Origin of the sequence: Arthrobacter sp. ISL-5 (assembly GCF_018613835.1) — a bacterium.
Classification (GTDB): domain Bacteria; phylum Actinomycetota; class Actinomycetes; order Actinomycetales; family Micrococcaceae; genus Arthrobacter.
In genome coordinates this window covers 31,020-44,695 of sequence record NZ_JAGGPM010000053.1, presented here as the reverse complement: position 1 = coordinate 44,695, position 13,676 = coordinate 31,020, and the positions used below count along the sequence as shown (strand labels likewise).

The following is a 13,676-nucleotide window of genomic DNA, read 5'->3' as shown; positions in this document are numbered from 1 at the left end:
GCACCGCGCCCGGCATGCCGGCAATGCCGGAACGGGTCGCCACCATCATGACGAAGCCCGGATCGGGCCTCGAGGACCTTCTGTACCTGTTCTACCCCGAGACCGACGAAGCCCGCGCCAGGGGCCTCGACCACTTCGGACGCATCCAAGCCGAGATGCCCGAGGGCGCCCCGCAGGTCACCCAGGATGCCGCGATGGGTCAGCTCGAGGCCATCACAGCGACGCTGGCCGCGCCCTGGGACGACGTCGCGCGCGACCTGGCGACCATCACCGCCCCGGTGCTGTACGCCGGAGGGGCACACGACGTCATGATCGACGCCTACAGCTCCTACGCCGCGGTACAGGAACTCCCCAACGCAAAACTCGTCCTCTACAGCGACGCCGGCACGCGTTCCTGTTCCAGCACCTCGACGAGTTCGTCCGTGAGGTGCTGGTGTTCCTGACCGACTGAACTTCGTCTCAAACGAGCAAGAAGGGAACGGATCTCCTTCAGTAAGGCAACAGGGCGGTGGCACAACACGGAAGCCTTCGACCGTCCATTCGTGCCACCCCCTCATGCCCTACGCCAAAAACGGCGATCTCCATTCAACGAGTCGCCCCGCATCATCCACTAGGAGCGTGGGGCGGTAGTGGTTTCCGTCATCCAGGAGTGGTCCTGTCTACTGACCGGTGACACGTTGCCATCTTGATGGCCGGGCAGCCGTGGCCGCCTTGGCCCGTGGGTTAGGCTCCGGCCGGCGCGTTGAGACCGGCTTTCCCTTTGAAAGTGAACAATTTCAGCAGGTTATGACAGCCTGCCATCAGTTCCCACTCGTGTTTGGCCTGTTCGAGGCCGCGCAGGAGTACGTGTTTGCCCTGGCGGGTGTGGATTTGCCCGAAGACCGGTTCGATGATCGCCTTGCGCCGCGCGTAAACGGCCCGGCCCTTCTTGGTTTTGAGTTTCCTCGCCATGCGTTCCTTGGATGTGGCATTGACCGGGATCCGTCCCCGAGGCGTCTCGGGAACCTTTTCGCCGAGTTTGAGCCGGCCGGTCGCGATGAAGAACTCGGTCCCGCCCTCGCTGGAGGCCTCGATCTGCCGGACGTGTTCGAGGTTTTCCGCTGAGCAGTATCCGGCGTCGATGGTCCATTGGGCGGGCATCCGGCCCAGGGTTTCGGCGGTGCGTTCGGTCATCGGGACCAGTTGCTGCACGTCCACTGCCATGTTGTTCAGATCGGTGGCGACGATGACCTGATGGTCGGCATCGACCACGGCCTGGGCGTTGTAGCAATAGTGGTACGATCCGTCTGCAGTCTTCATGATCCGGGCATCGGGGTCCGTGAAATTGCGCTGGGCCCTCGGTCTGACCTCCGCTTTGGCCGCGGCTTCCTCACCCTTGGCCGCAGCAGTCCCGTCGTCATCGCCGCGGTCCCGGGCTTTCTGCTCCGCCTCCTTGCGTGCTTTGGCTGCTGCGTCCTCTTCGAGCTGTTTGCGGGCCGCGGCCATCTTCGCCAGCCGTGATTCACGGTCGGCCAGGTCCGGCGGGAGCTCATCGCCGCGCTTGTCCGCCCCGAACCGGGCATCCTCATCCTTGTCAACGGCCTCGGCGTCGGCGAGCATGTCCGAGACCTCCGCGGCGAGGATCCTCTGTTTTTCGGTCAGCCGTCCGTAGCTCATCGCCTTTCGCCGGGACGCGTTGGCCCGCACCTTCGTCCCGTCCAGGGCAACCCGGCCCAACGAGACCATGCCCGCGGCCCGGCAGAGTTCCAGCGCCTGCAGGAACACGTTCCCCAACGCCGCGAGATGGCGTTTGCGGAACCGGCCAATGGACCGGAAATCCGGTGCCTGCTGCCCGGCCAGCCAACGGAACGCGACCACGTCCACGCACGCCCGCTCCAACTCCCGGGACACCAGATCAGCGATGAACCGGGCCAGATGATTCTGCGGCAACCACTCATCCAGCGACGGCGGGACCAGCATCACCGCGTCCGGCTCAAAGGATTTGAACCGCTTGTTCACACCAGCGCCGGCCTCAACGATCCCGTCATCAAAACGCTCCACCCGCTCCACGAGAGCTTCATCAAAAAGGCCATCCTGGGAACCGGAATTCATACTCCCGATTCTTCCAGCCACCCCTCCCGCACCCCGGCAATTCACACGGCGTTTTAAGAACCCGGCCGACTACTGACCCGCGCTCCTAGAGAGCCGGCTAAACAAGATTCGACAATCCCCCTCGGACTCGCGACAGCGACCCCGATACTCCCCAGCCAACGCACGACACTTCAGAGGACACGCCACTTCATGCCGCGACTAACACGCCATCAAGCGTCGCGATCCAGCCATCGCTACCGGAAGCTGGAAGACCGGTTCTGTCGGTGCCGTCGCCAGCGTCATCGCCATGATTCCGCTGGGCCTGGTCCTCATGAAAAGTGTCGCCTTCGCCGTGGGCGCCCTCCGGCAGGATCACCGGCAACCACCACCGCCCCGCAGCTACGACCGCCGCCTCCTCCGGGTCTTCCACCTGGCTTCCCTGTCGGCCCTGAAAAGCTGCCCCTCATCCCGTACCTACTACGACCGCAAACGCGCCGAAGGCAAAACCCACATCCAGGCCATGCTCTCCTTGGCCCGGCGCCGCCTGAACGTCCTCTGGGCCATGCTCCGCGACAGCACCACCTTTACCAAGGTCCCCGCCACAGACAACACCAATTGCCGCATAAGCCAGACACGGGCGCGGTGCATGCGACTGTCCGACGTACCGAAAGCGCCCTGCACGGGACCCTACAGAGGGCGGCCATCCGGCCTGATCCAATGGACCGTCGGTCTCGTCAGGATCAACGTCGATAGGCTTTTTCTTCGAGATTAACTCCTGCATGTTCTTCTCATTTTGCGGGCCTGAGAACCACCCCATCGGACCGCAAAATGAGCGCCAACGGCGATTCCAACGACCAATAGGATGCCCGCCAAGAGGTCGCCGGAACCGGACAGTATCCAGACTGCCACGCCAAAAGGACCGCAGTGCGGGCTTCAAGAAAACAGCTAATGTGCAGGCAGTGCCCATATGGGGTCCGGAACAAGAACGAAAAGGGCCTCGCTGCCTGCACCGCCCTTCCAAACAGAAGGCCGAGAGTCTGAGTGGTGTGCCGTGTGCCCGGCCGGAGTCGGGGCGGGCAACTCATCAACTGGCGCTATGATTGTGAGCGGGGTCACTTTTGACCCTTTTTTGCCTTTCGACTATGGAGTCATCGTGCGTACTTCCCGGTCGCTGTCGCTCCGACTGGAGGCGGCGACAACTGCTCCTGTTGTCCGGCCTCTCCCGGCGTCGAAGCGGCCTGGGGTCAGGCCGGGGCAACGGCCTGTTCGCAGGATGATTGAGGAATCCTGGCAGCGTTCGCTGCATCTGCGGGCTGACCCTGACGCGCCGCCGTCTGGGCTGATCCTTGATGGTGGGGCTCTTGAGGAGTACCGCCGGGGACATCCGTTGGCAGTGATTATGCCCGTAATTCATAAGCTGCTGATTCAGCCCAGTTCCGAGCACGGGCTGCTAGTCGCTGTCGGGGATGAACTGGGCAGGCTGCTGTGGGTCGATGGTGATACTGCCCTTCGGCGCCGCGCCGAGCGCATGATGTTCGTTGAGGGCGCGGTCTGGTCCGAGGCCAGCGTCGGCACGAGCGCACCTGGGACCGCCCTGGCGCTGGGCCGCAGCGTCCAGATTTCCGGTGCAGAACATTTCAACCGGGCTGTTCACCCGTGGAGCTGCACGGCAGTGCCCTTCCACGATCCGGACACGGGGGCCGTGATCGGTGTCCTGGACATCACCGGCACCGAGATGGCTGTCGCTCCGCATACGCTGGCTCTCGTTGAGGCCACCGTGGCAGCGGCACAGGCGCACCTGCGCGTGGAGCGGCTTCAGCTGGCCGCTGCGAAGCGGGACCGCCTCGCGGAGCGGCGAAGACCTGCATCCGCCACTCTCCACAGGACTGTCCGCCGGAGCAGCTCACCGGTCCGGAGTCTGTATCGCAATAGCCTGCAGTTGCTTGGCCGGGACCAGGCGCTGCTAAGCATCGAGGGTAGGACGGTATCGCTGTCTCCAAGGCACAGCGAGATGCTGGCCCTGTTGAGCATTCATCCGGATGGCCTCAGCGCCGAGGAGCTGTGCAACCTGCTGTTCGGGGACGTACCGGCCCTGACGCTTCGGGCGGAGATGGTCCGGCTGCGAAAAGTCCTTCAGCAGTTCAATCCTGTTGCCGTGCCGGAATCCCGGCCCTACAGGCTCACCGTGGATGTCCTGCCGGACGCTGGCCAGGTGCTCAGCTGTCTCCACCGCGGGGCACACCGGGTGGCCTTGAACATCTATCGTGGTCCGGTGCTGCCGCACTCGGAGGCTCCAGGTGTGGTGAGCCTGCGGGAGCGCGTCTCCACCCTCCTGCGGGAAGCTCTCCTCGCGGACGGCAGCGCAGAGGCCCTGCTCCAGTACGCGGACCTTCCTGAAGCGAGTGATGACATGGTCGTCCGCATGGCGGCGCTGAAGTTACTGCCCCTGCGCTCCCCCAAGCGGGCGGCCGTGGTTGCTGACCTGGAGCGTCTGGAATCCGAATTCGGAACACACCAGCGTCCGTGAGCTGACTCACAGGACTGCAACCCTATCGCAACCCTCCCGTCCCTAAGCTGAGGACAACGGCCGTCGTTCCCGCTCACACCAACAGTGGAACGATGCTCGTGTTTCACACGGCAGACCAAGACGGTCCAGGTGACATTGCACGACAAGACGGGACTGGCACGCTGACGGGGTTATCCACGCCCTAACAAATCCGTTCGCCGCACCCGTTTACCCGGCCCTTGAGGTGCCGCTGCAGTCACTGTCCTCCGGCAGGGCGCCCGCTCCGTCCAGGACGTTGAACTACCTGCCCCCGCATGCCAAGGGACATCCGGCTTGGTTACCGCTCCACTTCCTGTCCGTGCAGTCCTTTTCTGCCGGTACAAACGACGAAGGAAAAATCGACAATGACGACGATGCAAGCAGCTGTAGTAACTGAATTCGGCAAGGATCTTCAGATCCAGGCCCTTCCCGTTCCCACCCCGGGGCGCGGCGAGGCACTGGTCAAAGTATTCACCACCGGTGTGTGCCACACCGATCTGCATGCCGCGGAAGGAGATTGGCCGGTCAAGCCGTCGCCGCCCTTCGTCCCCGGCCACGAGGGTGTCGGCGAGGTGGTGGCGCTCGGTGAGGGTGTGACGGACCTGGCCGTGGGCGATCTGGTGGGTAATGCCTGGCTCTGGTCCGCCTGCGGCGACTGCCAGTACTGTCGGACAGGTTGGGAAACGCTGTGTGAAGCGCAAAGGAACGCCGGCTACAGCGTTGACGGTTCCTTCGGCGAGTACATGCTGGTGGACTCGCGCTTCGCCGCCAGGATCCCGGCCGGTTCGGACCCCGTGGAAGTCGCGCCCGTGCTCTGTGCCGGCGTGACGGTCTACAAGGGACTCAAGATGACCGAGGCCCGGCCGGGCCAGTGGGTAACAATCTCTGGGATCGGCGGCCTGGGCCATATTGCCGTCCAGTACGCCGTCGCGATGGGCCTTCGAGTCGCAGCGGTGGATATTGCGGATGACAAGCTGGCCCTCGCGAAGCAGCACGGCGCCGAACTGACCGTCAACGCCCTGCATGAAGACCCGGTCGAGGTCATACAGCGCGAAACGGGCGGCTGCCACGGCGTGTTGGTGACCGCAGTCCATCCCTCCGCGTTCGGGCAGGCGATCGGGATGGCCCGGCGTGGCGGCACCATCGTCTTCAACGGACTGCCGCCGGGGGATTTCCCGGCGCCGATCTTCGAGATCGTGCTCAAGGGCCTGACCGTCCGAGGGTCCATCGTGGGAACCCGGCAGGATCTGGAGGAGGCACTGGACTTCTATGCCCAGGGCAAGATCCACCCCACCGTCTCCACCCGGAAGCTTTCCGAGGTGAACGCCGTCCTTGACGAGATGAAGCACGCCAAGATCGACGGTCGCGTCGTCATCAAGTACTGACCCCATCAAATACTGATCAGTCCCTACAGCAGCAGCCGGCGACCGTGGTGTCTCACCAGGCGCTTTGTGGTATCGCCGCTGTCGGGAGCTGATTGTCCAGCGAAACGAACAGATCAAGAACCACTGGAGTTCGGGCCGGCGGATGCGTCCCGGACGGCCCGCCGGCCCGAACTCAGAACGCCTTGCGGCTGCAAAGCGGTGCAACACAGCCCCGGATCCGCTGACCAGAACTGCCACGAGGCAGGAAGACGCGGTCCGGGGCACAATCAAGGAGACAATGATGACTGCAGCATATGAGCCCACCCAGCAGACGCCCGAACAGCAGGCCGCCGCCCTGGAGAGCGAGTGGGCTGCCAACCCGCGCTGGGAAGGCGTGACCCGGGACTACCAGGCTTCGGATGTCGTCCGCCTCCGGGGCCGTGTCTCCGAAGAACACACGCTGGCACGCCGCGGCTCCGAGAAGCTGTGGAAGCAGCTCACCGAGGAGCACAAGACCGGCGGGTACACCAACGCCCTGGGCGCCCTCACCGGCAACCAGGCGGTGCAGCAGGTCAAGGCCGGTCTCCGCGCCATCTACCTTTCCGGCTGGCAGGTTGCCGCTGACGCGAACAACTCCGGCCACACCTACCCGGACCAGTCGCTCTACCCGGCCAACTCGGTTCCCACGGTGGTCCGCCGCATCAACAACGCCCTGCTCCGCGCAGACCAGATCGAATTCTCCGAGGGCATCCAGACCGTTGAAGACTGGCTGGTGCCGATCGTCGCCGACGCCGAGGCAGGCTTCGGCGGCCCGCTCAACGCCTACGAGCTGATGAAGTCCATGATCCAGGCTGGCGCGTCGGGCGTTCACTGGGAGGACCAGCTCGCCTCGGAGAAGAAGTGCGGCCACCTCGGCGGCAAGGTGCTCATCCCCACCCAGCAGCACGTCCGCACCCTGAACGCCGCCCGCCTGGCCGCCGACGTCGCCGGCACCCCGTCGGTGGTCATCGCCCGCACCGACGCCGAGGCAGCAACCCTGATCACCTCAGACGTGGACGAGCGGGATCAGGAATTCGTTACCGGTGAACGTACGGCGGAAGGCTTCTACAAGGTCCGCAACGGCATCGAACCCTGCATCGCCCGCGCCAAGGCCTACGCCCCGTACTCCGACCTCATCTGGATGGAAACGGGCACCCCGGACCTCGAACTGGCCCGCAAGTTCGCCGAGTCCGTCAAGGCCGAGTTCCCGGACCAGATGCTCTCCTACAACTGCTCGCCGTCGTTCAACTGGCGCAAGCACCTGGACGACGCCACCATCGCCAAGTTCCAGCGTGAACTCGGCGCCATGGGCTTCACGTTCCAGTTCATCACCCTGGCCGGCTTCCACGCCCTGAACTACTCGATGTTCGACCTCGCCCACGGCTACGCCCGTGAAGGCATGAGCGCCTACGTCGAGCTGCAGGAAAAGGAATTCGCCTCCGAGTCCCGCGGCTACACCGCGACCAAGCACCAGCGCGAAGTCGGCACCGGCTACTTCGACGACATCGCCACTGCGCTCAACCCGAACGCATCCACCCTGGCCCTGGTGGGATCCACCGAAGAAGGCCAGTTCCACTAACACCCCGGCGGAAGAGCAGCGGGCCAGGTCCTCCCCAGGACCCGGCCCGCTGCACCCCGCCACTCCCTGAGGAGAATTTTCCAATGAACAGCTTCCCTGACAACTTTTCGATCAACGGGATCACCCTGACCGCCCGGCCGATCCAGCGTCAGAACGAGGTCCTGACCCCTGATGCGCTGGAGTTTGTGGCGCGGCTGCATGCGGCAATGGCGCCGCGCCTCCAGGAGCTGATGCAGATCCGCCGTGACCGGAGGATCCAAATCGGTCAGGGCCAGGATCCGGGCTTCCTTCCCGAGACCGAGTCCGTTCGGGAAGATCCGAACTGGCGTGTCGCTCCCCCCGCCCCGGGCCTGGAGGACCGCCGCGTCGAAATCACCGGTCCGGTGGACAAGAAGATGACCATCAACGCGCTGAACTCCGGTGCCAAGGTGTGGCTCGCGGACATGGAGGACTCCTCCACGCCGTCGTGGCGCAACGTCATCCAGGGCCAGCTGAACCTGACCGATGCCCTGGAGCGCCGGATCGACTTCAGCTCAACCGCCGACGGACGCAGCAAGGAGTACAAGCTCCGCCCCGCAGAGGAGCTGCCCACCATCGTGGTCCGTCCCCGCGGCTGGCACCTGCCCGAGAAGCACATGCTCATCAACGCGACACCGGTCGCGGGCGGCATCGTGGACTTCGGCCTGTACTTCTTCCACAACGCCCGCCGCCTGCTGGCCCAGGGCAAAGGCCCCTACTTCTACCTGCCGAAGATCGAAAACCACCTCGAAGCACGCCTGTGGAACGACATCTTCATCCTCGCCCAGGACCTGCTCGGCATCCCGCAGGGCACCATCCGCGCCACGGTGCTGATCGAGACCATCACGGCCTCCTTCGAGATGGAAGAGATCCTCTACGAACTCCGCGACCACGCCTCGGGCCTGAACGCCGGACGCTGGGACTACATCTTCTCCATGATCAAGAACTTCCGTACCCGCGGCCCCCGCTTCGTCCTCCCGGACCGTGTACAGGTGACCATGACCCAGCCCTTCATGCGCGCCTACACCGAGCAGCTGGTCCGTGCCTGCCACAAGCGCGGCGCCATGGCGATCGGCGGCATGGCCGCAGCCGTCCCCAACCGCAGGGACGAAACCGCCAACCGGACTGCGTTCCAGAAGGTCCGCGCCGACAAGACCCGCGAAGCCAACGACGGCTTCGACGGCTCCTGGGTGGCCCACCCGGACCTGGTTCCGGTCTGCCGCGAAGTGTTCGACGGCGTCCTCGGCGACCGCCCGAACCAGCTGGACCGCCTCCGCGAAGATGTGACGCCGGATGCCCGTGCGCTGCTGGACATCGCCGCCACCACCGGCACCATCACCGAACAGGGCATCCGGAACAACATCGAAGTGGGCATCCGCTACATCGAATCCTGGCTGCGCGGCAACGGCGCGGTGGCCATCCACAATCTGATGGAGGACGCCGCCACCGCGGAGATCTCCCGCTCGCAGCTGTGGCAGTGGATCTACTCCCACGCCATCACCGACCACGGCGAAATCATCACCCGCGAGTGGGTGGAGGACCTGCTGGACAAGGAGTTCACCCGGCTGGAACGCTTCGAAGGGGACCGCTTCGCCGATGCCCGGGACATCTTCGAAGAAGTCACCCTGGACCCTGCCTTCCAGGCCTTCCTGACGGTTCCCGCCTACGCCCGTTACATCAACGGGTCCCGGGAATCGGAGATCCTCGCCGTTTGAACGACCGTCCGTGCTCCATGATGCTCCCGCCCATGGCGGGCCCGCGGACGTGAGTATTCCCGGCCCGGCTGTGCAGGTCCGGAAGTGGCTGTCGTGCCGGCGGGGCGCGGCGGCCGCAAAGCCCGCTTTTTCACTACAGAGCACATTTAGAGGAAGGACAGTCATTCATGTCCAACGCACCCACCTCGGCATCATTCGGGCCGATCCAGCAGGGCGATGCCCTTGAGAACCTGCTGCATGAGAACCGCAGGTTCGTTCCCTCGGAAGTCTTCGCCGCGAACGCGGTTGTCACCGCCGGGGATTACGCGGAGGCCGACGCCGACCGGCCGGCCTTCTGGGCCAGGCAGGCCCGTGAACTGCTCACCTGGAGCAAAGACTTCACGGAAACCCTGGACTGGTCCAACCCTCCCTTCGCCAAATGGTTCGTTGGCGGCGAGGTCAACGCCGCATACAACGCCCTGGACCGCCACGTCGAGGCCGGCAACGGGGACCGGGTGGCCATCTACTTCGAAGGCGAACCCGGTGACAGCCGCAGCTACACGTACGCGCAGCTCACCGAAGAGGTCAAGAAGGCTGCCAACGCCTTCGAGTCACTCGGCGTGGCCAAGGGCGACCGCGTCGCCGTATACCTGCCCATGATTCCCGAGGCCGTCATCACGCTGCTTGCCTGCGCCCGGATCGGCGCCGTGCACTCCGTGGTGTTCGGCGGCTTCTCCGCCGATGCCCTCCGCTCCCGGATCGACGATGCCGAAGCCAAACTGGTGGTCACTGCCGACGGCACCTACCGCCGCGGCAAGCCCAGCGCCCTGAAGCCCGCCGTGGACCAGGCCCTTGCCACGGACGGGCACAGCGTGCAGAACGTTGTGGTGGTCAAGCGCAACGGCCAGGACGTCGACTGGCACGAGGGCCGGGACCACTGGTGGGCCGACACCGTTGGCGCCGCATCCCCGGAGCACACGGCCGTGGGCCACGACTCCGAACACCCGCTGTTCATCCTCTACACCTCCGGCACCACCGGCAAGCCCAAGGGGATCCTGCACACCACCGGCGGCTACCTGGCCCAAGGCGCCTACACCCACAAGGCGGTCTTCGATCTCCACCCCGAGACCGACGTGTACTGGTGCACGGCCGACGTCGGCTGGGTCACCGGCCACTCCTACGTCGCCTACGCCCCGCTCATCAACGGCGCCACCCAGGTCATGTACGAAGGCACCCCGGACTCCCCGCACCAGGGCCGCTGGTGGGAGATCGTTGAGAAGTACAAGGTCTCCATCCTCTACACAGCGCCCACCGCGATCCGGACGTTCATGAAGTGGGGCAAGGACATCCCGGACAAGTACGATCTGTCCTCGATCCGGGTCCTCGGTTCGGTGGGCGAACCCATCAACCCGGAAGCCTGGATGTGGTACCGGGAAGTCATCGGCGGCGGCAAGGCACCCATCGTGGACACGTGGTGGCAGACCGAAACCGGCGCCCAGATGATCGCCCCGCTGCCCGGCGTCACTGCCACGAAGCCGGGTTCAGCCCAGGTTCCCCTGCCCGGCATCGCCGTGGACGTCGTGGATGAACTCGGCGAGTCAGTGCCCAACGGACACGGCGGCTTCCTGGTGATCCGCGAACCCTGGCCCGCGATGCTGCGCGGCATCTGGGGCGACCCGGAACGGTTCAAGGAAACCTACTGGTCCCGGTTCGAGACCATGTACTTCGCCGGTGACGGCGCCAAGAAGGACGAGGACGGCGACATCTGGCTCCTGGGCCGCGTGGACGACGTCATGAACATCTCCGGGCACCGGCTCTCCACCACGGAGATCGAGTCCGCCCTGGTGAGCCACCCGGCGGTGGCGGAAGCCGCCGTCGTGGGTGCCGCGGACGAAACCACCGGCCAGGCCGTGGTGGCGTTCGTGATCCTTCGCGGCGGCGCAGTGGACTCCGGCGACGAGATCGTCCAGGACCTCCGCAACCATGTGAGCAGGGAGATCGGGCCCATTGCCAAGCCCAAGACCATCCTGGTGGTGCCCGAACTGCCCAAGACCCGCTCCGGGAAGATCATGCGCCGCCTGCTCAAGGACGTCGCGGAAGGCCGCGAAGTGGGCGACGCGACCACCCTGGCCGACAACACCATCATGCAAACCATCACCGATTCCCTTCAGGTGCGCAAGTGAGGCCAGCCGCCCGGAGCGCGGCAGGGGCTTCGCTGCTCTCACCGGAGACGATCCGCGCAGCGGCGGTACCTGCCAAATTCAGACCGACCTACCCGGAGGTATTTGTGAGTGAAGGACACGCCTCAGATCCAGGAATGGTCTGCACCGGAGAGTTCGTTGGTCTCGCCGGAGCGCTCGTGGACGTCTATCTCCACGATGACTTTCACCGGCGGGGCATCGTTGAAGACGTCATGCCCGACTCTTCCGGCCTGTGGATCGCCGCCCAGAGTCCCTATTCCCGCGAGTTCATCGACAAGGCGAGCGGATATACCGTGTGGACCGGTCACTGGACCTGCTGAATCCTGCCGCTATGGCAGCGCCCGGGTGAACTATCAGGAGATACCCCGCGCGACCCTTGCCGCGTCAACATGAGGCCAGCCTGAAGAAGCACCGGCAGGCTCTGTTCGCCGCCGTGGGTGGGCGCCCGCGACAGCCTTTCGCGGAAGCTGCACCCAACCCCGAGCTTCTGTGGATGGCGGCCGGGCGTCCGGCGGCCAGGTGGGGGCGTGTTCGGACAATCCCACGCTGTCCGCCCGCCCTGCCGATGCCTGCGCCACTCGCGCCGTTCTCGCGTCTGCCCGTGGAGGACATAGCCGCTGGCGGCGACGGTATAGCTGGCATGGCCGTGTTGGGTGACCAGGATGCCGTGGCGGCGTTCCGTCATGGAGTGTTCGCGGGCGATCTCCACCGCAGTGTTCAGGTCGTTTTCGACGGTGGTCGGGTCGTGGGCGGGCGGTGATTTCCAGGACGAGGTCCGAGTGGCGCTTGATCATCGTGGTCTCTTCCCGATGGGATCTACCGGGCCTCTCAGCGGCACGGGCTTCCAGAGCCCGGGCAAACCCGGAGGGCGGAAAGCGGTGGTTCGTGCCCGGCATTCTCTGATGGGGCGGGTGGCCGGCCGTAGTGATCGGTGGGCTGATCGGCTGAACCATTCTCCTGCGGATCTATAGCCAGAGTGTGGATGATCGGTGCCCGGGAGGCAAGAGGACGAAGTCCGAAAAAGTCGGTTGTATTGGCGACACGCGGTTGTTCGCAGCATCGGTGGATCAGGCCCGGGGGCGGGCAACAGTAACAGCCCGCCGGCCGCGGCGGGCGCGGATTTCCCGGGCCGCCCGGTATGCTACGTTGCCGGACACCGAAGTCGAGGACTTACCGGAGTCATTGGCCATGATGCTGACGGCGTCGTGTTACCCGCTGAACCCTGCTACGGGACCACGCGGCCGAAGATTTCCGCCTGGAAGATCCGCATTCTGTTATAGCCTTCAACAATGGTCGACTGGAGGCAGAGGTCGCCGGCGAAGACTGGGGCGCCCTGCCTTGAAGGACTGCGGTGGACACCGATTCCTCTCGATTCGAACTCAGGGGATCCTTGTTTGAAGAACAGGCGCTGTTCAGGCTGTGGCCGGTGCGCACTGTGGCGCCGGAAGTAGGGGCCGCCAGTAGTCGAGCCTGTCGGATTCCTCTGGTGATATCCGACAGGCTCGATCACCGTTGCCTGATCACCGGTGCAGGCGGCTGAAGTACTACCGTCCGTTTACGACGGGGACCTTGAGGAGCTCTTCTAGGATGCTCATCACTCTGTCGGTGACCTCGCCGATCCCGCCGATCCCATCAACCCTGACCAGGATTCCGCGCTCTGCGTACTTGGCAACCACGGTTTCGGTCTGCCCGTGGTAGAGGTCCAGGCGGTGGCGGATGACAGCTTCGTTGTCATCGCTGCGCCTGGTCTCCTTGGCACGTCCCAGAAGGCGGGCCACGAGTTCCTCGTCGTCGGCCGTGAGCTGCAGGACGACGTCGAGCTTGTCATCCTTGCCGGCGATGATGTAGTCCAGGTAATCGACCTGGCCGGTGGTGCGCGGGTAACCATCGAGCAGGAAGCCGTCTTGGACGTCGGCTTCGCTGAGGCGGTCCCGGACCATTTTGTTGGTCACGCTGTCCGGAACGAAGTCCCCGGCGTCCATGTACTTCTTGGCTTCGATTCCCAGCGGGGTCTCGCCTTTGACGTTGGCACGGAAGATGTCGCCGGTGGAAATCGCGGCAACGTCGAGGCGCTCCGAGATCCGTTCGGCCTGCGTTCCCTTGCCCGAACCGGGAGGTCCGATAATCAACATTCTCGTCATTCAAAAGCCCCTTCGTGGTACCTGG

The 13,676-nt window shown here is 64.8% G+C and carries 9 protein-coding genes and 1 pseudogene; 8 read left to right on the top strand and 2 right to left on the bottom strand.

The window, feature by feature from the left end; translation table 11 throughout:
* Positions 1-443 (top strand): alpha/beta hydrolase (locus tag J7I89_RS23800; RefSeq protein ID WP_214975649.1); only part of this gene is annotated, 443 nt, incomplete at its 5' end.
* 280 nt (positions 444-723) lie between these two features.
* Here the strand turns inward: J7I89_RS23800 and J7I89_RS23795 are convergent.
* Positions 724-2,091, bottom strand: a complete 1,368-nt coding sequence (locus tag J7I89_RS23795) for a transposase (protein WP_214975648.1) — start codon at positions 2,089-2,091, stop codon at positions 724-726.
* A gap of 341 nt (positions 2,092-2,432) precedes the next feature.
* On the opposite strand from J7I89_RS23795, the pseudogene J7I89_RS23790 reads away from it, so the two are divergent.
* From J7I89_RS23790 to J7I89_RS23760, 7 genes and pseudogenes are all read left to right on the top strand, one after another.
* Positions 2,433-2,656 (top strand): annotated as a pseudogene (locus tag J7I89_RS23790) (IS110 family transposase); the annotation flags it as partial.
* A 687-nt stretch (positions 2,657-3,343) separates the two neighbouring features.
* Positions 3,344-4,597 (top strand): GAF domain-containing protein, encoded by a 1,254-nt coding sequence (locus J7I89_RS23785; protein ID WP_251045788.1) that lies wholly within the window; start codon positions 3,344-3,346, stop codon positions 4,595-4,597.
* Positions 4,598-4,989: 392 nt separating this feature from the next.
* A complete protein-coding gene (adhP, locus tag J7I89_RS23780) occupies positions 4,990-6,000 on the top strand; it encodes an alcohol dehydrogenase AdhP (protein WP_214975651.1) in 1,011 nt (336 codons plus the stop codon).
* 280 nt (positions 6,001-6,280) lie between these two features.
* On the top strand, positions 6,281-7,597 hold the full coding sequence (gene aceA / locus J7I89_RS23775; RefSeq protein WP_214975645.1) for an isocitrate lyase: 1,317 nt from the start codon (positions 6,281-6,283) through the stop codon (positions 7,595-7,597).
* A gap of 83 nt (positions 7,598-7,680) precedes the next feature.
* Positions 7,681-9,330 (top strand): malate synthase A, encoded by a 1,650-nt coding sequence (aceB, locus tag J7I89_RS23770; RefSeq protein ID WP_214975643.1) that lies wholly within the window; start codon positions 7,681-7,683, stop codon positions 9,328-9,330.
* A 167-nt stretch (positions 9,331-9,497) separates the two neighbouring features.
* On the top strand, positions 9,498-11,492 hold the full coding sequence (acs, locus tag J7I89_RS23765) for an acetate--CoA ligase (protein ID WP_214975641.1): 1,995 nt from the start codon (positions 9,498-9,500) through the stop codon (positions 11,490-11,492).
* Positions 11,493-11,626: 134 nt separating this feature from the next.
* Entirely contained in the window at positions 11,627-11,830 is a 204-nt protein-coding gene (locus tag J7I89_RS23760) for a hypothetical protein (RefSeq protein WP_214975639.1), read from the top strand.
* Positions 11,831-13,054: 1,224 nt separating this feature from the next.
* Here the strand turns inward: J7I89_RS23760 and J7I89_RS23755 are convergent.
* Positions 13,055-13,642, bottom strand: coding sequence for an adenylate kinase (locus J7I89_RS23755; protein WP_214975650.1), 588 nt, complete (start codon positions 13,640-13,642; stop codon positions 13,055-13,057).
* Between the last annotated feature and the right edge of the window lie 34 nt (positions 13,643-13,676).